Source organism: Chromobacterium alkanivorans (genome assembly GCF_016937655.1).
GTDB lineage: Bacteria > Pseudomonadota > Gammaproteobacteria > Burkholderiales > Chromobacteriaceae > Chromobacterium > Chromobacterium alkanivorans.
The window spans coordinates 140969-164276 of sequence record NZ_JAFHKL010000005.1 but is presented as its reverse complement, the minus strand read 5'-3'; the positions used below and the strand labels follow the sequence as shown (position 1 = coordinate 164276).

19 protein-coding genes, 1 tRNA gene and 1 pseudogene are annotated in these 23308 nt (G+C 62.5%); 17 read left to right on the top strand and 4 right to left on the bottom strand.

The genetic code is table 11. The features are described from left to right. Nucleotides 1-71: 71 nt before the first annotated feature. The 6 genes from JW897_RS10795 to mmsB all read left to right on the top strand — a co-directional run bounded on the left by JW897_RS10795 (nt 72) and on the right by mmsB (nt 6580). The gene (locus JW897_RS10795) at nt 72-920 is read left to right on the top strand and encodes a 3-hydroxybutyryl-CoA dehydrogenase (protein ID WP_205466070.1); all 849 of its coding nucleotides are present in this window, start codon (nt 72-74) and stop codon (nt 918-920) included. A gap of 50 nt (nt 921-970) precedes the next feature. Further along, entirely contained in the window at nt 971-2473 is a 1503-nt protein-coding gene (locus tag JW897_RS10790) for a CoA-acylating methylmalonate-semialdehyde dehydrogenase (RefSeq protein WP_205466069.1), read from the top strand. A gap of 13 nt (nt 2474-2486) precedes the next feature. Beyond that, nucleotides 2487-3647, top strand: a complete 1161-nt coding sequence (locus JW897_RS10785; RefSeq protein ID WP_048414773.1) for an acyl-CoA dehydrogenase family protein — start codon at nt 2487-2489, stop codon at nt 3645-3647. A 98-nt stretch (nt 3648-3745) separates the two neighbouring features. After that, the gene (locus JW897_RS10780; RefSeq protein ID WP_205466068.1) at nt 3746-4528 is read left to right on the top strand and encodes an enoyl-CoA hydratase; all 783 of its coding nucleotides are present in this window, start codon (nt 3746-3748) and stop codon (nt 4526-4528) included. Between the two features lie 24 nt (nt 4529-4552). Beyond that, nucleotides 4553-5671 carry an enoyl-CoA hydratase/isomerase family protein gene (locus JW897_RS10775; protein WP_205466067.1) on the top strand — a complete coding sequence of 373 codons (1119 nt, stop codon included), beginning with the start codon at nt 4553-4555 and terminating at the stop codon, nt 5669-5671. Nucleotides 5672-5689: 18 nt separating this feature from the next. Next, nucleotides 5690-6580: a 3-hydroxyisobutyrate dehydrogenase gene (mmsB, locus tag JW897_RS10770; protein WP_048414776.1), complete on the top strand. Its 891-nt coding sequence runs from the start codon at nt 5690-5692 to the stop codon at nt 6578-6580. A gap of 44 nt (nt 6581-6624) precedes the next feature. Here the strand turns inward: mmsB and JW897_RS10765 are convergent, their stop codons facing one another. Next, nucleotides 6625-8160: a mechanosensitive ion channel family protein gene (locus tag JW897_RS10765; RefSeq protein WP_048414777.1), complete on the bottom strand. Its 1536-nt coding sequence runs from the start codon at nt 8158-8160 to the stop codon at nt 6625-6627. A gap of 269 nt (nt 8161-8429) precedes the next feature. Then, nucleotides 8430-9377, bottom strand: coding sequence for a tRNA dihydrouridine synthase (locus JW897_RS10760; RefSeq protein ID WP_048414778.1), 948 nt, complete (start codon nt 9375-9377; stop codon nt 8430-8432). Nucleotides 9378-9435: 58 nt separating this feature from the next. On the opposite strand from JW897_RS10760, the gene JW897_RS10755 reads away from it, so the two are divergent. The 10 genes from JW897_RS10755 (at nt 9436) to JW897_RS10710 (ending at nt 18430) form a co-directional block, all read left to right on the top strand. Then, nucleotides 9436-9906, top strand: coding sequence for a GNAT family N-acetyltransferase (locus JW897_RS10755; RefSeq protein ID WP_205466066.1), 471 nt, complete (start codon nt 9436-9438; stop codon nt 9904-9906). 61 nt (nt 9907-9967) lie between these two features. After that, entirely contained in the window at nt 9968-10912 is a 945-nt protein-coding gene (locus JW897_RS10750; RefSeq protein WP_205466065.1) for a nucleoside hydrolase, read from the top strand. 15 nt (nt 10913-10927) lie between these two features. Beyond that, entirely contained in the window at nt 10928-11143 is a 216-nt protein-coding gene (locus tag JW897_RS10745) for a DUF1653 domain-containing protein (RefSeq protein ID WP_043593565.1), read from the top strand. Nucleotides 11144-11151: 8 nt separating this feature from the next. Beyond that, nucleotides 11152-12105: a histone deacetylase family protein gene (locus JW897_RS10740; RefSeq protein ID WP_205466064.1), complete on the top strand. Its 954-nt coding sequence runs from the start codon at nt 11152-11154 to the stop codon at nt 12103-12105. Continuing rightward, nucleotides 12102-12626, top strand: coding sequence for a peptide-methionine (S)-S-oxide reductase MsrA (msrA, locus tag JW897_RS10735; protein ID WP_205466063.1), 525 nt, complete (start codon nt 12102-12104; stop codon nt 12624-12626). Before JW897_RS10740 ends, msrA begins: the two co-directional genes overlap by 4 nt. Nucleotides 12627-12753: 127 nt before the next feature. Next, the gene (locus JW897_RS10730; RefSeq protein WP_053077402.1) at nt 12754-15030 is read left to right on the top strand and encodes an ATP-binding protein; all 2277 of its coding nucleotides are present in this window, start codon (nt 12754-12756) and stop codon (nt 15028-15030) included. A gap of 21 nt (nt 15031-15051) precedes the next feature. Continuing rightward, a complete protein-coding gene (locus tag JW897_RS10725; protein WP_019103053.1) occupies nt 15052-15720 on the top strand; it encodes a response regulator transcription factor in 669 nt (222 codons plus the stop codon). 9 nt (nt 15721-15729) lie between these two features. Beyond that, nucleotides 15730-16605, top strand: coding sequence for an NAD kinase (locus JW897_RS10720; protein ID WP_048414783.1), 876 nt, complete (start codon nt 15730-15732; stop codon nt 16603-16605). Nucleotides 16606-16623: 18 nt separating this feature from the next. After that, nucleotides 16624-18294: a DNA repair protein RecN gene (recN, locus tag JW897_RS10715; RefSeq protein WP_205466062.1), complete on the top strand. Its 1671-nt coding sequence runs from the start codon at nt 16624-16626 to the stop codon at nt 18292-18294. Nucleotides 18295-18340: 46 nt separating this feature from the next. After that, a tRNA-Ser gene (locus tag JW897_RS10710) sits at nt 18341-18430 on the top strand. 332 nt (nt 18431-18762) lie between these two features. Here JW897_RS10710 and JW897_RS10705 read toward each other — a convergent pair. Beyond that, a pseudogene (locus JW897_RS10705) lies at nt 18763-19789 on the bottom strand (IS110 family RNA-guided transposase). 558 nt (nt 19790-20347) lie between these two features. Between JW897_RS10705 and JW897_RS10700 the strand changes: the two are divergent. Beyond that, a complete protein-coding gene (locus JW897_RS10700) occupies nt 20348-22378 on the top strand; it encodes an acyltransferase family protein (protein WP_205466061.1) in 2031 nt (676 codons plus the stop codon). Between the two features lie 583 nt (nt 22379-22961). Here the strand turns inward: JW897_RS10700 and JW897_RS10695 are convergent. Then, nucleotides 22962-23267, bottom strand: coding sequence for a hypothetical protein (locus tag JW897_RS10695; RefSeq protein WP_205466060.1), 306 nt, complete (start codon nt 23265-23267; stop codon nt 22962-22964). Between the last annotated feature and the right edge of the window lie 41 nt (nt 23268-23308).

The following is a 23308-nucleotide window of genomic DNA, read 5'->3' as shown; positions in this document are numbered from 1 at the left end:
TGTTGATTGACGTTAACGTAAACGTCAAGCTATCTTGAATACAGCATAGAGCAAATAGTCGAGGAAACAACATGCAAGCCAAAATCGCAGTGGTGGGCGCCGGCACCATGGGCAACGGCATCGCCCAGGTCTTCGCCGCCCACGGTTACGACGTGCGCCTGGCCGACGTCAACCAGGCCGCGCTGGACAAGGGCCTGGCCGCCATCGCCTCCAGCCTGGCGCGCCTGGTGAAGAAAGAGCTGCTGGCCGAGGCCGACGTCCCCGCCATTCTCGCCCGCGTCCAGACCACCACCCGCCTGGCCGATCTGGCCGACCGCGACCTGGTGGTGGAAGCCGCCACCGAGAACGCCGCGGTCAAGGAAAGCATCTTCCGCGAGCTGGCCGCCGTGGTGCGCCCGGACGCGGTGCTGGCGTCCAACACCTCGTCGATTTCGCTGACCCGCATCGCCAGCTGGGTCAGCCAGCCGGAGCGCGTGGTGGGCATGCACTTCATGAACCCGGTGCCGGTGATGCAGCTGGTGGAAATCATCCGCGCGCTGCAAACCAGCGACGCCGCCTACCGGCTGGTCTACGAACTGAGCCAGGCGCTGGGCAAGACTCCGGTCACGGTCAAGGACGCCGCCGGCTTCGTCTCCAACCGGGTGCTGATGCCGATGATCAACGAGGCCGCCTTCACGCTGTACGAAAACCTGGCCAGCGCCGAGGACATCGACACCGTGATGAAGCTGGGCATGAATCATCCTATCGGCCCGCTGGCGCTGGCGGACCTGATCGGCCTGGACACCTGCCTGTCCATCATGGACATCCTCTACACCGAATTCCGCGACAGCAAATACCGCGCCTGCCCGCTGCTGGCCCAACTGGTGCAGGCCGGCCACCTGGGCCGCAAGAGCGGCAAGGGTTTTTACAGCTACGCCTGAGCCGGCACCGCCGGCAACAGGCTTTATCAAGATCAGACGGAGGCAGCACCATGACCCAGGCAGTCCCCACCATCAAATTGCTGATCGGCGGCGAATTCGTCGAATCCCGCAGCGCCGAATGGCGTGACATCGTCAACCCGGCCACCCAGGAAGTGCTGGCGCGGGTGCCGATGGCCACCCAGGACGAAGTCGACGCCGCCGTCAGCGCCGCCAAGACCGCCTTCGCCAGCTGGAAGAAAACCGCCATCGGCGCGCGCGCGCGCATCTTCCTGAAATACCAGCAATTGATCCGCGAACACATGAAGGAACTGGCGGCCTTGCTGACCGCCGAACAGGGCAAAACCCTAGCCGACGCCGAGGGCGACATCTTCCGCGGCCTGGAAGTGGTGGAACACGCCTCCGCCATCGGCAATCTGCAACTGGGCGAATACGCGGAGAACGTCGCCGGCGGCGTCGACACCTATACCGTGCTGCAGCCGCTGGGCGTCTGCGCCGGCATCACCCCGTTCAACTTTCCGGCGATGATTCCGCTGTGGATGTTCCCGATGGCCATCGCCACCGGCAACACCTTCGTGCTCAAGCCCTCGGAACAAGACCCGATGGTGACCATGCGCCTGGTGGAGCTGGCGCTGGAAGCCGGCATCCCGCCCGGCGTGCTCAATGTGGTGCACGGCGGCGAGCAGGTGGTCAACGCCCTGTGCGACCACCGCGACATCAAGGCGGTGTCCTTCGTCGGCTCCACCAAGGTGGGCACCCACGTGCACCAGCGCGCCAGCCTCAACGGCAAGCGCACCCAGTGCATGATGGGCGCCAAGAACCACGCCATCGTGCTGCCGGACGCCAATAAGGAACAGGCGCTGAACCAGTTGGCCGGGGCCGCTTTCGGCGCCGCCGGCCAGCGCTGCATGGCGCTGTCGGTGGCGGTGCTGGTGGGCGAGGCCCAACAGTGGATTCCGGAACTGGTGGCCAAGGCGCGCGGCCTGAGCGTGGGCGCCGGCAAGGACAACCCGGACCTGGGCCCGCTGATCTCCTGCGCCGCCCGCGAGCGCGTGGCCGGACTGATCGCCCGCGGCGTGGAAGAAGGCGCGCGCCTGGAGCTGGACGGCCGCGACATCAAGGTGGCCGGCTACGAGCGCGGCAACTTCGTCGGCCCCACCATCTTCTCCGGCGTCAAACCGGAAATGAGCGTCTACCACCAGGAAGTTTTCGGCCCGGTGCTGTGCCTGATGGCGGCGGACTCGCTGGACGACGCCATCGCCATCGTCAACGCCAACCCCAACGGCAACGGCACCGCGGTGTTCACCCAGAGCGGCGCGGCGGCGCGCAAGTTCCAGGAAGAGATCGACGTCGGCCAGGTGGGCATCAACGTGCCCATCCCGGTGCCGGTGCCGCTGTTCAGCTTTACCGGTTCGCGCGGCTCCAAGCTGGGCGACCTCGGCCCCTACGGCAAGCAGGTGGTGCTGTTCTACACCCAGACCAAGACCGTCACCAGCCGCTGGTTCGACGACGCCGCCAGCGGCGGCAAGGTCAATACCACCATTTCGCTGCGCTGACCGGGAGCCCGCCATGGATTTCGCACTGACCGAAGAACAGATCGCCTTTCAGGACAGCGCCCGCGACTTCGCCGCCAGCGAGCTCGCGCCGCGCGCCGCAGAATGGGACGAAGAGGAAACCTTTCCGCTGGAGGTGATCCGCCGCAGCGGCGAAATGGGCTTTCTCGGCCTGTACACGCCGGAAGCCTACGGCGGCCTGGGCCTGCCGCGGCTGGACTCCGCCATCATCTTCGAAGAGCTGGCCGCCGGCTGCACCTCCACCGCCGCCTATCTGACCATCCACAATATGGTCAGCTGGATGATAGCCAGCTTCGGCAGCCCGGAACTGGCCGAGCGCTGGGTGCCGCGCATGGTCAGCGGCGAGCTGCTGGGCAGCTACTGTCTGACCGAACCCGGCGCCGGCTCCGACGCCGCCTCGCTGAAGACCCGCGCCGAGCGCAAGGGCGATCACTACGTGCTCAACGGCTCCAAGATGTTCATCTCCGGCGCCGGCAGCACCCAGGTGCTGGTGGTGATGGCGCGCACCGGCGGCCCGGGTCCCAAGGGCGTGTCCGCCTTCGTGGTGCCGGCGGACGCCGCCGGCGTGCAGTACGGCAAGAAAGAGAAAAAAATGGGCTGGAACAGCCAGCCCACCCGCGCCATCACCTTCGACAACGTGGAAATCCCGGCCGCCAACCGGCTGGGCGAAGAAGGCCAGGGCTTCGCCTTCGCGATGAAGGGCCTGGACGGCGGCCGCATCAATATCGCCACCTGCGCGGTGGGCACCGCCCAGGCCGCGCTGGCCGCCGCCCAGCGCTATGTGCAGGAGCGCCAGCAATTCGGCCAGCCGCTGGCCGAACTGCAAAGCGTGCAGTTCCGGCTGGCGGACATGCTGACCGAGCTGGTGGCCGCGCGGCAGATGGTGCGGCTGGCGGCGTGGAAACTGGACCAGGCCAGCCCGGACGCCAGCGCTTATTGCGCCATGGCAAAGCGGCTGGCCACCGATCTGAGTTTCAATGTGGCCAACAACGCGCTGCAGCTGTTCGGCGGCTACGGCTATCTGAAGGACTTCCCGCTGGAACGCCATGTGCGCGACCTGCGCGTGCACCAGATTCTGGAAGGCACTAATGAAGTGATGCGGATGATCGTGGCGCGCAAGCTGCTGCAGGACGGCGCGCTGGAAACCCTGCGCTGAGCGAAGCAGGCAAAAGCCCCACTGCGGCCTTGCCTCAGCCGCTTCGCTGGATTTTTCCGGATTAGCTCATCCACACCGAATCCATAAAGGCATACGCTATGAACGATTACGCCCACCTGAACGTGGAAAAACGCGGCCACACCGCCGTGGTCACCCTAGACAACCCGCCGGCCAACACCTGGAACCGCGACAGCCTGAGCGCGCTGAAGCGGCTGGTGGCGGACCTGAACGCCGACCGCGACATCTACGCGCTGGTGATCACCGGCCAGGGCGAAAAATTCTTCTCCGCCGGCGCCGACCTCAATCTGTTCGCCGACGGCGACAAGAAGGTGGCCACCGAGATGACCATGCTGTTCGGCGAGGCCTTCGAGGCGTTGTCCGCCTTCCGCGGCGTCAGCATCGCCGCCGTCAACGGCTATGCGATGGGCGGCGGCCTGGAGTGCGCGCTGGCCTGCGACATCCGCATCGCCGAAGAGCAGGCGCAAATGGCGCTGCCGGAAGCCGGCGTCGGCCTGCTGCCCTGCGCCGGCGGCACCCAGAACCTGCCCTGGCTGGTGGGCGAAGGCTGGGCCAAGCGCATGATTCTGTGCGGCGAGCGCGTGGACGCGCGCACCGCCGAGCGCATCGGCCTGGTGGAGGAAGTGGTGGCCAAGGACCAGGCGCTGGACGCCGCGCTCAAGCTGGCGGAAAAAGTCGCTCGCCAGTCGCCGTCGTCGGTGGCGGTGTGCAAGCAGCTGGTGCAACGCGCGCGGCTGCAGCCGCCGGCGCACAACCTGATCCACGAGCGCGAAGGCTTCATCAAGCTGTTCGACACCCAGGACCAGGGCGAAGGCACCCGCGCCTTCCTGGAAAAACGCCCGGCGCAGTGGAAGAACGCCTGACCCTCACCCAAGGACGAATCCGCCATGTCCCACCTGGTACTGTTTGAAGAACTGCCGGTCCGCGGCGGCCAGCGCATCGCCATCGCCACGTTGAACGCGGAAAAATCGCTGAACGCGCTGACCTTGGAAATGATACGGCTGCTGGACGCGCGCTTGAGCGCCTGGGAAAACGACGACGCCGTGGTGGCCGTGCTGCTGCGCGGCGCCGGCGACAAGGCCTTCTGCGCCGGCGGCGACGTGCGTTCGCTGCGCGCCGCGCTGCTGGAAGACGGCGAGGCCTATCCCAACCCGCACGCCGTCGCCTTCTTCAGCGAGGAATACCGGCTCGACTACCGCATCCACCGCTACCGCAAGCCGCTGATCGTCTGGGGCGGCGGCATCGTCATGGGCGGCGGCCTGGGCCTGATGGCAGGCGCCAGCCACCGCGTGGCCACGCCGGCCACCCGCATCGCGATGCCGGAAATCACCATAGGCCTGTACCCGGACGTGGCCGGCAGCTGGTTCCTGCAACGGATGCCAGCCAAGCTCGGCCTGTTCCTCGGCCTGACCGGCGCGCCGCTGAACGCCGGCGACGCGCTGCTGTGCAATCTGGCCGACCACGTGCTGCCGGCCGACGGCCAGCCGGCCTTGCTGACGGCGCTGCGCGAACTGGCCTGGGAACAGCCGGCGGAACGCCACCACGGCCTGGTCAGCGCCTTGCTCAACGAAATGGAACGCGGCGTGGCGCTGCCGGAGGCCAACGCCGGCCGCAACCTGCTGGCGGTGCACCAGCTGATGAACCGCGGCAGCCTGGAAGCGGTGGCCGCCGCGCTGCGCGACACCGCCTTCGAAGACCCGTGGCTGGCCGCCGCGGCCAAGAGCTTCGCCCACGGCTGCCCGACATCGGCCGCCGTCTGCTGGGAAATCTTCCAGCGCGCCAGGCATCTGTCGCTGGCCGAAGTCCTGCGCATGGAGCTGGCGCTGTCGGTCAACTTCTGCGCCAAACCGGATTTCCGCGAAGGCGTGCGCGCGCTGCTGGTGGACAAGGACCGCGCTCCGCAATGGCATTGCCGCGAGCTGGCCGACATCCCGCCGGGCTGGGTGGACAGCCATTTCGATTCGCCGTGGACGCCGGCGGAACACCCGCTGGCCGCGCTCCAATAACAATCGAGGAGACAGATTATGCAAACCATCGCCTTCATCGGCCTGGGCAATATGGGCGGACCGATGGCCGCCAACCTGCTGAAGCAGGGTTATCGGCTTAACGTATTCGACCTGTCCGCCGACGCGCTGGCCAAGCTGACCGCCGCCGGCGCGCGCGCGGCCGCGGACGCCGCCGACGCCGTCCGCGGCGCCGACGCGGTGATTTCCATGCTGCCGGCCGGCCGCCACGTGGAAGGTTTGTACCTGGGCGAGTCCGGCCTGTTCGCGCAACTGCCGGCCGGCACCCTGGTGATCGATTGCAGCACCATAGACGCCGCCACCGCGCGCCGGGTGGCCGCCGCGGCCGACGCCGCCGGCCTCAAGATGCTGGACGCGCCGGTGTCCGGCGGCACCGCCGGCGCGGCCGCCGGCACGCTGACCTTCATCGTCGGCGGCGCCGCCGCCGAACTGGAACGCGCGCGGCCCTTGCTGCAGGCCATGGGCAAGAACATCTTCCACGCCGGCGCCGCCGGCGCCGGGCAGACCGCCAAGATCTGCAACAATATGTTGTTGGGCATCCTGATGGCCGGCACCGCCGAGGCGCTGGCGCTGGGCGTCAAGAACGGGCTGGACCCCAAGGTGCTGTCCGAGATCATCAGCCAGAGCTCCGGCCGCAACTGGGCCACCGAGCTGTACAACCCCTGGCCCGGGGTGATGGAGAACGCGCCGGCCAGCCGCGGCTACAGCGGCGGCTTCATGACGGAACTGATGTTGAAAGACCTGGGCCTGGCCGAGGAAACCGCGCTGCACAGCCACGCGGCCAATCCGCTGGGCTCGCTGGCGCGCAATCTGTACGAGGAACACGCGCAAGCCGGCTTCGGCAAGCTGGATTTCTCCAGCATCCTCAAGCACTTCCACCCGCTGGATTGAGCGCCGTCGCGCGGCCCCGCCTTGGGGCCGCCGACAGCCGCCGTTCAGTGCTTGGCCAGGCCGAAGAAACGGCGGATCTTGTCCACCAGCTCCGCCCGCTGCGGCGAGCCATGGCCTTCCTGCCAATCCTGCGGCAGCTTGCGGGTGCGCTCGGCCAGCCGTTCGGCCAGAATCGACGAAATCGCCTCCGCCAACTCCTTGCGCGAACTCAGAATGGACTGGAAGGACTCCTTGTCCAGCCGCAGGCACTCCACATTGGAGCGCGCGATCACGGTGCCGCTGCGCGCCTCGCCGGTCATCAAACCCATTTCGCCGAAGAAATTGCCGCCCTCCAGCACGTCCACCAGCTTGCGGCTGCCGTCCGGCAGATTCACCCACACCTCCACCTCGCCGTTGAGCATGATGTAGAGCCAGTGCGCCACCGCGCCCTGATGCATGATGATGTCGCCGGTGACGAAGGGGGTGAACTTGAGCTGGTCGGCCAGCACCACCAGTTCCTCGTCGTTGAGGCTGGACAGCAGCTCCACCTTGCGCAGCGCCTGCACCCTCTCCTCCAGGTGCTTCTTCATCCGCGCTTCCATGTACTTTTCATTGTCCTTGATGGTCAGCACATTGTAGTGCGGCGAGGACATCTTCAGATTGTGGCGGCGCAAGGCGGCGTCGATATGGGTGCGCACCACGGAGTCGGTCAGGTCGTCGGCGGCGAGATCGGTCAGCCAGTAACGCACCGCGTACTTGCTGTAGCCGTTTTCGAAGCCCATCAGAATGCAGTTGGGCTCCGGCGACAGCGCCACGCCGGGCAGTTGCGCCTCGCGCAGGGAACGCTCCACCACGGAAATGATCTGGTTGGGCAGCGTGTCCCAATTGATGTTGAACCATACCCAGCGCCGCCATTGCAGCGGCGCGCCCTGGTGCTTGCCCAGGATGGCGAACTGCCCCTTCATCAGCTGGCTATTGGGAATCACCACGGTTTCCCAGTTGCGGGTTTCCACCAGCGTGGCGCGCCAATTGATTTCCACCACCCGGCCGGACAGTTCGCCGGACTTGATCCAGTCGCCCACCTCCACCGAATTGTCCAGCTGCAGCGACAGGCCGGCCAGGATATTGCCCAGCGTGTCCTGCATCGAGAACGCCAGCACGCCGGTGATCACCGCCGAGGTGGTGACGATGTGGCTCAGGTCCAGGCCGGCCAGGCGCAGCAGCACCAGGCCCCAGCCCACGCAGCCCAGCACCAGCAGAATGTCCTCCAGGATGCGCGGGGGATGCAGGCGCAGCAAGGGCAGGAACAGCCGCATCAGCATCATCGCCCACAGCCGGATCAGCGCCAGGCCCAGCACGATGATGGCCACCTGCTTGACCCACTCCGCCACCGCCTGCCCTTCCTGAGGCCCCAGATTGATCACCACCAGCGCAATGGCGGCGGCCAGCAAGGAGCGCAGCGTCGATTTGCGGGTTTCCGGCCGCAGCAGATAGAGCAAGGCGGCGCAGGCGGCGGTCAGCGCCACGAACAGCGTCAGGCTGTCGTGCCACGCCTGAGGGATCAGCTTTTCCAGCCAGCTAACCGTCGGGGCCGTATCCATGCCGCCTCCGCGATGAAGTCTTGATGGGAAACCGCCGATGGCGGCGCCGCTGCGGCAGGAAGAGAGAGGGAACAACAGGCCGGCCGCTTTTCATTGATAGCCCATCGCGGCGGATAAAAAAAATCCCTCCCGTGTAGGGAGGGCTGCAAGGTATCGGGGAAGTGTAATCGCCGGAGCTGGGGAGCCGCCGGAATCACAGCGCCCTGCTATACCAGTGCAGCGCGCAATTGAATGCTACACATTCCCATAGCATTTAGATATGAGTACATTTACTTAGCAAGCATGTCTCGCAGGACAGGCTCCACTTCGTCCGGCGTCGTCAGCCTGCGGATGCGCTCGAACAAGGCGCCGGCCTCCGGCCAGGTGCGCTTGAGCTGCCCCAGCCATTGCTTGGTGCGCGCCACCGGGTAGCGCCCGTCCTCGGACTGGACGCGGCACTGCAGGAACAGGTCCAGCACCCAGGGCTGCATCTCGCTCCAGGCCATCGGCTCGGCGCCGTCCCCGCGCTTGATGCGCAACGCCAGGTCCGGGCAGGCCACCAGGCCGCGCCCTATCATCACCGTGTCGCAGCCGCTTTGCTCGCGGATGGCGCGGTAATCGTCCAGCGTCCACACCTCGCCGTTGGCCACCACCGGCACCGCCACGCTGTCGCGGATGCGGGCGATCCAGTCCCAATGCGCCGGCGGCCGGTAGCCCTCCACCTTGGTGCGGCCGTGCACCGCCAGTTCCTGCGCGCCGCCGGCCTCCAGCGCTTGCGCGCATTCCAAGGCCCGGCTTTTGTCTTCATAGCCCAGCCGCATCTTGGCGGTGACTGGTATTTCCGCCGGCACCGCCGCCCGCACCGCCTGGACGATCTGGAACAGCAGTTCCGGATCGTTGAGCAGAACCGCGCCGCCGCGATGGCGGTTGACAGTGGGCGCCGGACAGCCGAAATTCAGGTCTATGCCCGGCGCGCCCAGGCTGGCGGCCTTGGCGGCGTTCTCGGCCAGACAGGCCGGGTCCGAACCCAGCAACTGCACCCGCACCGTGACGCCGGCGCGGGTCTTGCCGCCGCGCGCCAGTTCCGGCGCCAGGCGCATGAAGGTGCGCGTGGGCAGCAGCGCCGAGGTGACGCGGACGAACTCGGTCACGCACAGATCAATGCCGCCCACCCGGGTCAGCACATCGCGCATCGCCTCGTCCACCAGGCCCTCCATCGGGGCAAGAACCAATTTCATTGCAAACGTCGCCGGAAAAAAGGCGAATATTGTACCGCAAAGCGGGGAAAGGCACTCCATGCAAATCGCCATCCGCCAAGCCGGCGCGGAATCCGTCCGCGACTGGCTGCCCTTATTCCTGGGCTATCTCGACTTTTACCGGACGGCGCAGCCGGCGGAAGCCTGCGCCGCCTTCCTGGAACAACGGCTGCGCAAGGGCGAAGCGGTGGTCTTTCTGGCCGAGGACGCGGCCGGCGTCCAGGGCTTCGCCCTGCTCTATCCCGGCTTTTCCTCGCTCAGCCTGCGCCCGCACTGGCTGCTGCACGATTTGTTCGTCTCGCCCGCCGGCCGCGGCGGCGGCGTGGGCCGGCTGCTGCTGGAGCATTGCCAAGCCCATGTCGCTGCGCTGGGCGGCGGCCTCACGCTGCAAACCGCCCACGACAATCTGAACGCGCAGCGGCTGTATCAGCAATCCGGGTTTAAACTGGATACCGAATTCCGGGTCTATGAATGGAGCGCCCCCGCCTCGGCGCCGCCGGCCGCGCCTTGACGCGCCGCCAAGCGCTGCGGCATCCTTCGCCCCCTTGATGACATTGCCCAATGGAGCCGACATGAAAAAGCATCGCGTCATCTTCGACACCGATCCCGGCCTGGACGACGCGGTCGCCATCCTGTTCCTGCTGGGCGCTCGCGCCGACATCGAACTCTTGGGCCTGACCACGGTGGCCGGCAACGTCGGCGTGGAACTGACCACCCGCAACGCGCGCATCGTCTGCGAATGGGCCGGCCGCGGCGACGTGCCCGTCTACGCCGGCGCAGACCGGCCGTTGGTCCAGGCCTACCAGGGCGCCGAGCACGTGCACGGCGCCAGCGGCCTGGACGGCGCGCCGCTGCACGAGCCCGCCATGCCGGTGCGCGCCGAACACGCGGTGGACTTCATCATCGACACCCTGCGCCGCGAACCGGCGGGCAGCGTCACCCTGTGCCCGGTGGGCCCGCTGAGCAATATCGCGCTGGCGCTGCGCCGGGCGCCGGACATCGCCGCGCGCATCGGCCGCATCGTGCTGATGGGCGGCGGCTATTTCGCCGGCGGCAATATGACGCCGGCGGCGGAGTTCAACATCCACACCGACCCGCACGCGGCCGACATCGTGCTGCGCAGCGGCGCGCCCATCGTGATGCTACCGCTGGACGTCACCCACCAGGCCACGACCACGCCGGCGCGGGTGCAAGGGCTGCGCAGCCTGCCCAACCGCTGCGGCCCTCTGGCGGCCGCGCTGCTGACCTCGCTGGAGCGCTACGACGTGCAAAAGCTGGGCCAGGACGGCGCGCCGGTGCACGACCCCTGCGTGATCGCCTATCTGCTGCGCCCCGAGCTGTTCCGCGGCCGCGAAGTCAATGTGGTGGTGGAACTGGCCGGCCACTACACCACCGGCGCCACCGTGGTGGACTGGCACGGCGAATCCGGCCGCGCGCCCAACGCGCTCTACCTGACCGAGGTGGACGCCGACGGCCTGTTCCAACTGATGGCCGACGCCCTCGCCCATCTGCCGTAAACCGAAGGAGGTCCCATGAAAATCGCTCCCGGCATCTATCGCCATTACAAAGGCCCGCTCTACGAAGTGCTGGGCACCGCCACCCATTCCGAAACCGGCGAACTGCTGGTGATGTACCGCGCGCTCTACGGCGAATTCGGCCTGTGGGCGCGGCCGGCCGGCATGTTCGAGGAAAGCGTCGCGCACGAAGGGCAGACCCTGCCGCGCTTCGCCCTGGTCAAGGCCTTCTGAGCGCCGCGATGCGCGTATTCCGCACCGACCAGTTCCCGCTGCCGCTGCCGCCCGGCCACCGCTTCCCGGCGCGGAAATACGCGCTGCTGGCGCAGGCGGTGGCCGGCTTCGCCGCCAAAGCGATGGACACGGCGCCGGCGGCCAGCCGCTACGAGTTGGCGCTGGCCCACGACGACGCCTATCTGGACAAGGTGTTCAACGGCGCGCTCAGCGCCGCCGAACAGCGCGAGATCGGCCTGCCGTGGAGCCCGCAATTGCTGGAACGCAGCCGCCGCTCGGTGGGCGCCACCATCGCCGCCGCCCGCTGGGCGCTGGCGCGCGGCTGCGGCGTCAACCTGGCCGGCGGCACCCACCACGCCGGCCGCGCGATGGGCAGCGGCTTCTGCGTGTTCAACGACATCGCCGTGGCCGCGCGGCTGATGCTGGACGAAGGCCTGGCCCGCCGCGCGCTGGTGATAGACCTGGACGTGCATCAGGGCGACGGCACCGCCGCCATCGCCCGCGGCGACGCGCGCATCTTCACCTTCTCCATCCACGGCGCCGGCAATTTCCCCTTCCGCCGCGAAGCCGGCGATCTGGACATCGAGCTGCCTGACGGCGCCGGCGACGACGCCTACCTCGCCGTCCTGGCCGAGCAACTGCCGCGCCTGTTCGCCGCCGACCCGGACCTGGTGTTCTACCTGGCCGGCGCCGACCCCTACGCCGGCGACCGCCTGGGCAAGCTGGCGCTGAGCCGCGACGGCCTGGCCGCGCGCGACCGCATGGTGCTGGAGTCCTGTCGCCAGGCCAAGGCCGCCGTAGCCGTCGTCATGGGCGGCGGCTACGCGGTGCCCATCGAAGACACCGTGGCGATCCAGACCAAAACCGTGCGCCTGGCCTGGCAACTTTTCGGCGCGCCGGGACAGATTTCCCCCGCCGCCGCGACTGATACACACCCACCCCGTCAATGGAGTCCCATATGAAAACCGCAACCTTCGCCGGCGGCTGCTTCTGGTGCATAGAGAGCGCCTACAACCGCCTGGCCGGCGTCCACGGCGCCGTTTCCGGCTATACCGGCGGCCCCGGCGCCAACCCCAGCTACAAGGAAGTCTGCGGCGGCCGCAGCGGCCACGTGGAAGCGGTGCAGATCCGCTACGACCCGGCCCAGATCGATTACGACACCCTGCTGCGCGCCTTCTTCGCGCTGCACGACCCCACCACCCTCAACCGCCAGGGCAACGACGTAGGCCCGCAATACGCGTCGGTGCTGTACTACCACGACGAGGAACAGCGCCAGGCCGCCGAACGCATGCTGGCGGAGCTGGCCGGCAACTACCCTGACCCCATCGTCACCCGGCTGGAGGCCGCGGCGCCTTTTTATCCGGCCGAAGACTATCACCAGCAATACTTTGACCAACATGGCCACGAACCCTATTGCCAGATGGTGGTTGCGCCAAAATTGGCAAAATTTCAGCAATATTTTTCTGTTTACTTAAAGAAATAAGCCACACCCTGCCAGGGGCGAGCCCAGCTCCCGGCTGGGTTCGCGCACCCCGGGCATCGCCGCTATAATCCGGCTCAGTAGCGGCGATGCCCAGATTGGCTGCGCGCCGGACGAACCCAATCTCCCCATGGCAGACAAGCACAGCATCATCACTGCATTCCGCACCGCCCTCACCCGTCACCTGGACCTGTTGCGCACCGCCTCCCCGCGCGGACGCCTGGCCTGCGCCGTGTTGTGGCTGCTCACCTTCGCCCTGCTGCTGGGCCAATCGGTGGCGCTGGACCTCAACCAGCAGCATCAAGAGCACCAGCAGGTGCACAGCCTGATCCTCTCCGGCCTGCAAACCCGGCTGCAGGAAAGCGAGATGCTGCAGCAAAGCGTGGTCGACATCGTCGACCAGGAAAACAGCCTGCGCGAAGCGCGCATCCGCCTGCTGGTGGAATCGCTGGCGCGCGAACAACCGCAGCTGTATTTCATTGGCTACCAGCCGCTGGTCAGCCACGCCTACCGCCGCGAATTCGAGCGCATGCGCAGCCAGTTGCAAGGCCAGCCCTACCGCATCCGCGACTACCAGCACCAGCAGGACAACGCCTGGGACCAGCAGCAAGCCTGGCGGCTGGCGGCGAAACGGCCGCGCTACCTGCCGCTGAGCATGGCCGAACCCGGCCTCGCCTCCGACGACTGGCGCGAAATGGGCCTGGACCTGCTGGCCGACAGCGTGCTGGCGCCCACCGTCCACCGCGCGATGGGTCAGGGCGAAGCGGTGTCGCCGGTGCTGCGCCTCAACAACGGCAAACAGGGCCTGGCCTTCTTCTCCGCCATCTACAACACCGAAGCGCCGTCGCCGGTGCCCTTGGTGCGCAGCGAGCAGACCGCCGGCATGGTGGTGCAAGTGCTGTCCCTGGACAGACTGGTCAGCCTGACCCCAAACATGGCGACGCGCTACAGCGTGGCGCTGCAGCGCAAGGACAGCGCGCCCAGCGGCTACGACCCGCTGATCTACCGCCACCAACAGCAGGACCAGCCCGGCTGGCTGGCGCAATGGCTGCTGCCCTCGCTGGAAATCCGCAAAAGCCTGGACACCCCCTATCTGCCCTATGAGCTGACGGTGCGTCGCCAGCTCAGCTTCGACCGCACCGCGCCGCTGGAACTGCTGCTCAGCGCCGTCTTCTCACTGGTGCCCGCCTATCTGCTGCTGATCATCCTGGCGTTGCTGGCGCAAAACCGCCAGGCGCAGGAACAGGCGCAAGACCGGCTGCACCGCGAGCGCGAATACGCGATGGTGGCGCTCAGCGGCATCAGCGACGCGGTGATCAGCATCGACATCGACCTGAGCATCCGCTACCTCAACCCAGCGGCGGAAACCCTGCTCGGCCTCAAGATCGGCGACGCCGCCCAGCGCAAACTGCACCAGGTGGTGCGGCTCAACTACGAGTTTGCGCGCCAGGTGGAGGAAGATCCGGTGCACAAGGCCATCCAGCGCCGCGAAACCGTGCTGCTGGCGCAGAACTGCTACCTGATCCGCAGCGACGGCGAAAAACTGCTGATCGAAGGCTCGGTGTCCCCGCTGCCCGGCCGCGACGGCCGGCTGATGGGCGCGGTGCTGACCTTCCGCGACACCGCGCCGATCCGCCGCCGCATGCTGGCGGCACTGGAAGCCAGCGAAACCCGGCTGCGTCAGCACGAAATGGAGCTGGCCCGCGTCGCCCGCATCAACACCATGGGCGAAATGGCCTCCGGCATCGCCCACGAAATCAACCAGCCGCTGTCCGCCATCATGAGCTACTGCCAGGCCGGACTCAGCCTGCTGGAAGACGAAGAGCCGGACATGGCCATGCTGCGCCGCGCGCTGGATTCCTCCGTCACCCAGGCCAGCCGCGCCGGCCAGATCATCCAGCGCCTGCGCGAATTCGTGATCAAAAAAACCCAGCAATTCAATCCCATAGACCTGAATCAGGTGGTGGGCAACGCGCTCAACCTGCTGGAATACGAACTGAAAACCCACGATATTCATATTGAGCAGAATATTTGCCACGACCTGCCATTGGTCTACGCTGACAACATACAACTGGAACAAGTGGTGCTGAACCTGATGCGCAACGCGCTGGACGCCATGGAAACCGTCGCCCCCTGGGGGCGGCTCAGCATCGCCACCAGCCTGAACGGCCGCTGGATCCGGCTGAGCATAGGCGACAACGGCGCCGGCATCGCGCCGGAATTGCTGGACCGCATCTTCGCGCCCTTCTTCAGCACCAAGGCCAGCGGAATGGGACTGGGTCTGGCCATCTGCCAGACCGCCATCGAGGCGTTCGGCGGCAAGCTGAGCGCTCGCAATAAATCAACCGGCGGCGCGGAATTCATCATTGAACTGCCGCAACGGGACGCGCCGCCGTCAACGGGGTAACCGGCAGGAGTCAAAAACACAATGCAAAACACCACGCCAACCGTCTACATCGTCGACGACGACCCAGCCGTGCTGGACTCGCTGGCCATGCTGATCGCCGCGCAAGGCATGCGCACCGTCACCTTTCCCAACGCGATGGAATTCCTCGCCCACTACGGCGGCAACGACATCGCCTGCCTGGTGCTGGACATCCGCATGCCGCAAATCACCGGCCTGGCGCTGCAAGAACAGCTGATCGACAAAAACGTGACCCTGCCCATCGTCTTCATCACCGGCCACGGCGACATCGAACAATGCCGCCGCGCCTTCCAGACCGGCGCCATCGACTTCCTGACCAAGCCGATAGACCAGGCCCGGCTGATCGAAAGCCTGCGCAAGGGCATACGCCTGAGCATCCTGCAACACCGCAAGGAAGAAGAAACCCAGGAAGTGATGGGCCTGCTCGCCCGCATCAGCGGACGCGAGCGCGAAGTGCTGGAACTGGTGGCGGACGGCATGTCCAGCAAGGAAATCGCCCGGGTGCTGGACCTGTCCCCGCGCACCATAGAAGTACATAGGGCCAACCTGTTCAACAAACTCGGTGTAGACTCTCTGGCGGACCTGGTGCGCTTCTACCTGAAAGCGCTGGAAGCCACCGGCAAGAAACCCAACGACGACAGTTTTTTGAACGATACGCCCACCCCTTACTGAAACAACGCCATGGAACGACTGTTCAAGCATGTCTGCCTGGTGGCGCGGCACAGCAAGCCCGCCATCGTCGAATCCCTGCGCCAGCTGGCCGACCACCTGTCCGCCGCCGGCGCCACCGTGCTGATCGACAAGGACAGCGCCACCCAGCAAGAGGCCGGCCCGCACGCGCTGATAGACCGCAACGACATGGGCAAGCTGGCCGACATCGTCATCGTGCTGGGCGGCGACGGCACCATGCTGTCCATCGCCCGGCTGCTGGCACCCTACCGCGTGCCGCTGATCGGCATCAACCAGGGCCGGCTGGGCTTCATGACCGACATCCCGCTGCACGAGATGCTGGACTCGGTGGACGCCATCCTGCGCGGCGACTTCGTGCCGGAAGACCGCATCCTGCTGCAGGCCGCGGTGATACGCGAAGACGCCGAAGTGGCCAACGCGCTGGCCTTCAACGACGTGGTGTTCAGCCGCGGCGCGATGGGCTCGATGATAGAGTTCGAAGTCTTCATCGATAACCAGTTCGTCTACAGCCAGCGCTCGGACGGCCTGATCGTCTCCACCCCCACCGGCTCCACCGCCTACTCGCTGGCCTCCGGCGGCCCCATCCTGCACCCCACGCTGCAGGCCATCGCCCTGGTGCCCATCTGCCCGCAATCGCTGAGCAACCGCCCGATCGCGGTCAACGACTCCTGCGAAGTGGAATTCATGCTCACCCGCGGCCTGGACGCGCGCGTGCACTTCGACGGCCAGTCCCATTGCGACCTGATGGAAATGGACCGCGTGCTGATCCGCCGCTACCGCAATCCGCTGCGCATCCTGCACCCGGTGGGTTACAACTACTACGACATGCTGCGCCACAAGCTCCACTGGGGCGAGCGCCTGCTCTGACACCTGACGCGAACACCCATGCTCCTATCGCTGACCGTTAAAGACTTCGTCATCGTCGACAACATCTCGCTGGACTTCCACGCCGGCTTCACCGTGCTCACCGGAGAAACCGGCGCCGGCAAATCCATCCTGCTGGACGCCTTGAGCCTGCTCTTGGGCGACCGCGCCGAAGGCGCGCAAGTGCGCGAAGGCGCCGAACGCGCCGAGATCACCGCCGAATTCGACACCCGCGGCCGCCCGGAAATCGACGCCTGGCTGGAAGAAAACGGCCTCAACGGCGACGACGACGTGCTCCTGCTGCGCCGGCTGCTGGACAAGTCCGGCCGCTCGCGCAGCTTCGTCAACGGCCAGGCCGCCACCCTGAGCCAACTCAAGCAGCTGGGCGAATTCCTGGTCGACATCCACGGCCAGCACGCCCACCAGTCGCTGATGAAGGCCGACGCCCAGCGCCAGCTGCTGGACGCCTACGCCGGCTCCGTCGCGCTGGCCCGCGACGTCAACAAAGCCTGGCAGGACTGGCAGACCGCCCGCCGCGCCCGCTCTGACGCCGAGCGGCTGTCGCGCGAATCCGAAGTCGAACGCGAACGGCTGAACTGGCAGATCAACGAGCTGAGCGAGCTCAATCTGCAGCCGGACGAATGGAGCGCGCTGAACCAGAGCCACTCCCGGCTGGCCAACGCCGCCGAACTGGCGCAAAGCGCCCAGCTGGCGGTGGAAACCCTGTCCGAGATGGACAACAGCTGCCTGACCATGCTGTCCCAGGTGCAAACCCGTCTCAGCAAGCTGGCCAACCTGGACCCGCGGCTGGCGGACACCCTGTCGCTGCTGGACTCCGTGGACGCCGAACTGCGCGAAGTGGTCTACAGCCTGCGCGACTACGCCAGCGACATCGACGAAAACCCCGGCCAGCTGGCCGAAGTGGAAGGCCGGCTCGACGCGCTGATGAGCACCGCGCGCAAATACCGGGTGCAGCCGCAAGACCTGCAGGAAAAGCTGGACGACTGGCAGCAGCAGCTGCAAGCGCTGGAAGCCTCCGCCGATATCGAAGCGCTGTCCCTGGCGGAAACCTCCGCGCTGGCGCGCTACCGCGCGCAGGCCGAAGCGCTGTCCGGCAAGCGCCGCCAGGCCGCCAGCGAACTGTCCTCCCGCATCGGCGCGGAAATGCAGCACCTGGCGATGAGCGGCGCGCGCTTCGCCATCGAACTGGCCGCCCTGCCCGAACCCGGCGCCCACGGCCTGGAATCCATCGAATACCTGGTGGCGGCCAACGCCGGCACCAGCCTGCGCCCGCTGGCCAAAGTGGCCTCCGGCGGCGAACTGTCCCGCATCAGCCTGGCGATGCAAGTGGTGATCAGCCAGGTGGCCAGCGTGCCCACGCTGATCTTCGACGAAGTGGACGTCGGCATCGGCGGCCGCGTCGCCGAAGTCATTGGCCACATGCTGCGCCAGCTGGGCCAGCGCTACCAAGTGCTGTGCATCACCCACCTGCCGCAAGTGGCCTCCTGCGGCAGCCACCACTGGCAGGTCAGCAAGAGCGAGCACAAGGGCCGGGTCAAGAGCCGCATCGAGCCGCTGGACAGCGAGCAGCGGGTGCTGGAGATCGCCCGCATGCTGGGCGGCGTGGAACTGACCCAGACCACGCGCGAGCACGCGGCGGAAATGCTGGCTTCAAATGCGGCTGCCCTCTAGGCAAAGCGCCTAAGACCCGCTAGAATTGCGCCCTCTTACCGAATCGGGAAGCGTGGCAGAGTGGTTTAATGCAACGGTCTTGAAAACCGTCGTGGGTGCGAGCCCACCGTGAGTTCGAATCTCACCGCTTCCGCCAAAACACATGCCGTCCTAGTTAGCGCCAATCTGTAGGAGTTCCGATTTGGTCTAATGGGATGGCCGCCCCCGCTTGCCAAGCAAACTTTTTGTTTAAGCCAAGAATAAGGTTGGGATTGCAGCCATACATCCGGACTTTTAACAAGGCCGTCGCCTCTGTCCCTAATTGGGATATGCTTACCGGCGCCGCTATCAGATCACCGCGCTTTACACACTTTGATAGTCCCGGGATATGTCGGTCACGATCTTACCTGTCTTGCCATCACATCAAGATTGCCTGCGCAACCGCTGGAAGTCTTCACTAATCTGCGTTGTCAAAATCGACCGACCCGACTACGTCCCGGCAAATACCGGGGTGTCGTCGAACCGGAACTCACCCTTATGCGCCAACAAGACCCAAATGATGCGGGCACTCTTGCTGGCTAGCGCCACCACCGCCACATTTGCATGCCGCCGTATCATCACCCCGCTCAGCCACGTTGAGGCGCGATCAGTTTTGCCCGTTGCAAAGCGCAGCAACGCACGAACGCCACAAGTCATCAGAGCACGCAAGTAACTGTCACCACGTTTGCCAATCCCGAGCAAGGTCGACTTGCCGCCGCGGGAGTGTTGTCGCAACACCAAACCAAGCCAGGCTGCAAATTGCCGGCCACTGAAATTTTGCCCCCCTCCCCCCACGATGGCGACAACGGCACTCGCAGCAAGTGGTCCGATGCCAGGGACCTTTGCTAATCGGACGCTAGCAGCAGAGTTACGGCACCAGCACTGAATGTCCTGCTCTAGCGCCTCGACCTGCCGGCCCAGCTCTTTCAGGTGGTCCGAGAGCGCCCTCAACAACTGTTTGAAGGTGCGGGTCAGCTCACTCTCGCCGCCCTCCAGAATCTCCGGAATACGTCGGCAGATCGTGTGAATACCTTGTGGAATGACAATCCCAAACTCGGCCAATAGGCTGTGAATTTCACTGGCGGTCGCGGTGCCCACTTTCACAAAAGCGGCGCGAGCGCGATGTACAGACAGAATCGCTTGCTGCTCGACAGCCTTGATCGGCACAAAGCACACGTCCAGCCGGGTCGCCGCTTCGCAAATCGCCGCGAAATCGGCTGCATCGTTCTTGTTAGTCTTGACGTCGGCTTTGACAAACTGCGGCGCCATCAGTTGAACGGTACGGCCAAAGCCTTGCAGCAACCGTGCCCAATGGAGGGCACCACACAGGCCTCCATGCCAATCAGGCATGAAGGTAGATTGACGAAGAAAGCTGCCATCTGCTCGCGGCGCAACTGTTTCTTCAGGGCTGCTTGCCGTGCTCATCTACGCCATGCAATTGGAAAACCGGCTTTGCCAGGTCAATGTCGACAGTCATAGGATGTCCCGTCCGTGAGCGATGGTTTGACACTGCCACTCTGGCGCATCGATGCCGTTAGACGGGGGCGTCATCCCATTAGATCAGCGCTGAACTTCCAGACCCAGCCGACGCGGAATCTTGGTACGAATTTCCCGTCGCGGAGTGGAAAGCAGCGAGAGACTGAATTGCCACCGTTGGGTGGTAGAACGCATTCATTCTTGGCCAGTGGGCTTCGACAAGTTGCGCATCCGCTTCGATGCGGCGGTTAGATACGCATTTCGCTTTGCTCAAGTTGGCTTTCTCGTTGATCTATCTACGATTTATCGACAGATTTTGCTAGCCGGTCTTAATTCCCCCGTTCATTTTAGCAAGAACATTCGCACATTTTTTAAGCAATTCAATTTCAAGTTCGCCAGTTAACTTCGCTAATACGGCTTATTACCTTACCCCTTGTATTGTTGGAAGATGGCTAAAAATGTATAATATTCATATTTTTTTCATTCTAACCAGTTTCGAGCTTCACACAACCACTTTCATTTTTTGGTTGATGGCTCACGGGTAAGCAAATTATAAGATATGACAACGTATCAAGCACATCTTTCGCATCCAAAGTATCGTCCAGACATTGATGGCTTACGGGCCGTTGCTGTATTAGCTGTTGTTGCTTTCCACGCTTTCCCAGGTTGGGTTCGTGGTGGCTTTATCGGGGTTGATGTCTTTTTTGTAATTTCTGGCTATCTCATATCTACTATCATTTTTGATAACTTAGAAAAGGGCACATTCAGTTTCTCTGATTTCTATTCACGCCGTATTAGACGCATTTTTCCGGCTCTCTTGCTTGTTTTGATTGCTTGCTTTGCTTTTGGTTGGTTCGCATTGTTAGCGGATGAGTACAAGCAATTAGGAAAGCATATAGCTGGTGGCGCAGGTTTTGTTTCAAACTTTGTGTTATGGAATGAAGCAGGCTACTTTGACAACTCTGCTGAAACTAAGCCGTTGTTACATTTATGGAGTCTAGGCATTGAGGAGCAATTTTATATTGCATGGCCGTTTTTACTATGGTTCGCTTGGAAGCGAAATTTCAATCTTTTAACAATCACAATCATTGTTTCCGTTATAACTTTTTCACTAAATATTAAAGGCGTTAAGCAAGATATGATTGCGGCCTTTTATTCACCCAAAACAAGATTTTGGGAATTGTTAAGTGGAAGTTTATTGGCTTGGGTTGCGTTATACAAGAAGAACGCATTCGCCAACGTGAAAAGCAAGATTGATGTTTGGCTTTCTCGCATTGTATATAGCGGCAAGAGTGAGAATTCTGGCAAGACACTATCTGATGTGTGTTCGTTTCTTGGCTTATTCTTGTTACTATATGGATTTTGGCGAATCAACAAGGAGCTGATCTTCCCCGGGACATGGGCATTAGTACCAGTCTTAGGTGCTGTACTAATTATTACAGCCGGTTCTAAAGCTTGGGTTAATCGCATAGTCCTGTCTAATAAAATTGCTGTTTGGTTCGGTTTAATCAGCTTTCCACTTTACTTGTGGCACTGGCCATTGCTTTCGTTTGCTAGGATTGTTGAAGGCGAAGCACCCAGTCGTGACATACGCATAGCGGCTATTGTACTCTCCGTTGTGCTTGCTTGGCTTACGTGCAAGCTTATTGAACGGCCGCTACGTTTTGGCAACCACAGCAAGATTAAGGTAACAGTGCTCGTTACTCTTATGACTATTGTTGGTTACGTGGGTTACAACATACACAAACGGAATGGGCTTGAGTTTCGCGTTTCTAGATTTGCAAAAATTTCTAAAGCAGCAGGCGAGTGGCAGTATCCTGGAAAACTAACTCCATTCAACTTTGAAGGAAGAACTTTTTTAAGGCAAAATTCAAAAAAAATGGAGGTTACCTTATTCATTGGCGACTCAAACAGTGAGCAATATTATGTTAGAACTGATGAATTAATTTCCACCCTGCCAAATGCTGTTAATAGCGTAATCTTTGCTACTGGCGGAGGGTGTTTAGCTATTCCAGCTTCTCCATATGATGAAGCTCATAAGCATTGCACCAATCTAATGGAGAGCGCTTTTAATTACGCGAAAAGCGATGTAAACGTCAAAAACATTGTGATCGGTGCGCAATGGCCCCAATACTTAAAAGATGGGGCGGCTTTAACTGGCAAATTTGGCGTCGGCGAGAAAGATTATCTTGCCTCATTGAAAAGATTGGCCGCCTACATTAGAGAGTTGAAGCGACTAGGTAAAAATGTCTATATTGTACTCAGCATTCCAATTGGCAGTGAACTAGATCCAAAATTTATGATTTTCAGAGGGCTTAAGCACTTCCCACACTTAATGCTAATGAGAGATGGAGGATTAAGCCGTCAAGTTATAAATGAACGATACGGAAAGGTTCAAGAGGATTTAAGAAAAGTAGTTGAATCAAGTGGTGCTAAGGCTGTAAATCCCATGGATTTCTTGTGTAATTCTGTGGTATGCCCCAGCGTGGATGGCAATGGTGAGCCGATTTACAAAGATGGTGGACATTTACGTCCAGCATACGTCAGAGATAGGGCTCGCTTCATAGACAGTCTCCTTACTAGCGGCTAAATTTTTGAGAGTGACATTTTGCTTTATTTTTGACAGCGCAATTAATTGTATTAATAGACCACCTTAGCCACGTAACTACTGAGTGAAAATAAGTGTCCCTCCATTAACCCCAGCCCTACGCTGGGGTTTTTCTTGCCCGTGTTCAGAGCAACTTATGCCATTCAAATATATCAACTATCACCACATGTCCCGACACGCGCTAAACTAGCGGCATGTATGCTATATCTCCATATTCGCATTGCCGCTCACAAGCGGCAAGAATCTAGCCCAATGCGGAAACAAAGTTTTTATAACTCATTGATAATTCGACCGCCAAAATAATGGCCCAAGCAGATGCTTGGGCCATTGCCGTTTCGGGGCCTCTACCGCGTGGGCTTTACCTTTCCAGCCCACTCCCGACTAGCAAAATCTTGTCCTCTTCTCATGGTGCCCTCCTTGCTGTTGGACACCAAAGCACCCTGTCACGGCGCTTTGGCGATGGCCCGCTTCGAAGGCTCTACTTCTTCAGCTTTCCAAAATAAATAAAGCCCAGTTATTGCCGGGCTCTACGTGGTGAGGGACCAAATGGATCCTTGACAGCAGGCTAATTTTCCAGCTCCATGGAATAGTAACTATTTCTTATTTTTACCTTGTTATCATTTTCTATTTTTTTATTCGCAAAGCTCCACATTTCTTTTAGGTTCTCCTTAAAGAAATAACCATCCTCCCTAGAATCATATTCACAATTTCTAATTTTATTGTTTCGCCACAACCAGATTTCACTACTGCCCATATCAGAAAAAGCAGTCAATGCCTGAGCCACCGAGTTGGCAACCCCAACACATACACCATATCTTTTGGATGCAGCCGCATCCACTTCCTTTGCTCCTGTCACTATCGAAAACAACATCAGAGCGCTTCCTAAAAGCAAAAACCGCATAACCATCCTTA

What these genes read in the sequence shown, in the direction of transcription:
- JW897_RS10695 (WP_205466060.1), bottom strand. Translation starts at nt 23,267, where the DNA reads ATGTTGTTTTCGATAGTGACAGGAGCAAAGGAAGTGGATGCGGCTGCA.
- JW897_RS10740 (WP_205466064.1), top strand. Translation starts at nt 11,152, where the DNA reads ATGCGCGTATTCCGCACCGACCAGTTCCCGCTGCCGCTGCCGCCCGGC.
- JW897_RS10750 (WP_205466065.1), top strand. Translation starts at nt 9,968, where the DNA reads ATGAAAAAGCATCGCGTCATCTTCGACACCGATCCCGGCCTGGACGAC.
- JW897_RS10780 (WP_205466068.1), top strand. Translation starts at nt 3,746, where the DNA reads ATGAACGATTACGCCCACCTGAACGTGGAAAAACGCGGCCACACCGCC.
- JW897_RS10785 (WP_048414773.1), top strand. Translation starts at nt 2,487, where the DNA reads ATGGATTTCGCACTGACCGAAGAACAGATCGCCTTTCAGGACAGCGCC.
- mmsB (WP_048414776.1), top strand. Translation starts at nt 5,690, where the DNA reads ATGCAAACCATCGCCTTCATCGGCCTGGGCAATATGGGCGGACCGATG.
- JW897_RS10775 (WP_205466067.1), top strand. Translation starts at nt 4,553, where the DNA reads ATGTCCCACCTGGTACTGTTTGAAGAACTGCCGGTCCGCGGCGGCCAG.
- JW897_RS10725 (WP_019103053.1), top strand. Translation starts at nt 15,052, where the DNA reads ATGCAAAACACCACGCCAACCGTCTACATCGTCGACGACGACCCAGCC.
- JW897_RS10730 (WP_053077402.1), top strand. Translation starts at nt 12,754, where the DNA reads ATGGCAGACAAGCACAGCATCATCACTGCATTCCGCACCGCCCTCACC.
- msrA (WP_205466063.1), top strand. Translation starts at nt 12,102, where the DNA reads ATGAAAACCGCAACCTTCGCCGGCGGCTGCTTCTGGTGCATAGAGAGC.
- JW897_RS10700 (WP_205466061.1), top strand. Translation starts at nt 20,348, where the DNA reads ATGACAACGTATCAAGCACATCTTTCGCATCCAAAGTATCGTCCAGAC.
- JW897_RS10760 (WP_048414778.1), bottom strand. Translation starts at nt 9,377, where the DNA reads ATGAAATTGGTTCTTGCCCCGATGGAGGGCCTGGTGGACGAGGCGATG.
- JW897_RS10765 (WP_048414777.1), bottom strand. Translation starts at nt 8,160, where the DNA reads ATGGATACGGCCCCGACGGTTAGCTGGCTGGAAAAGCTGATCCCTCAG.
- JW897_RS10755 (WP_205466066.1), top strand. Translation starts at nt 9,436, where the DNA reads ATGCAAATCGCCATCCGCCAAGCCGGCGCGGAATCCGTCCGCGACTGG.
- recN (WP_205466062.1), top strand. Translation starts at nt 16,624, where the DNA reads ATGCTCCTATCGCTGACCGTTAAAGACTTCGTCATCGTCGACAACATC.
- JW897_RS10790 (WP_205466069.1), top strand. Translation starts at nt 971, where the DNA reads ATGACCCAGGCAGTCCCCACCATCAAATTGCTGATCGGCGGCGAATTC.
- JW897_RS10720 (WP_048414783.1), top strand. Translation starts at nt 15,730, where the DNA reads ATGGAACGACTGTTCAAGCATGTCTGCCTGGTGGCGCGGCACAGCAAG.
- JW897_RS10745 (WP_043593565.1), top strand. Translation starts at nt 10,928, where the DNA reads ATGAAAATCGCTCCCGGCATCTATCGCCATTACAAAGGCCCGCTCTAC.
- JW897_RS10795 (WP_205466070.1), top strand. Translation starts at nt 72, where the DNA reads ATGCAAGCCAAAATCGCAGTGGTGGGCGCCGGCACCATGGGCAACGGC.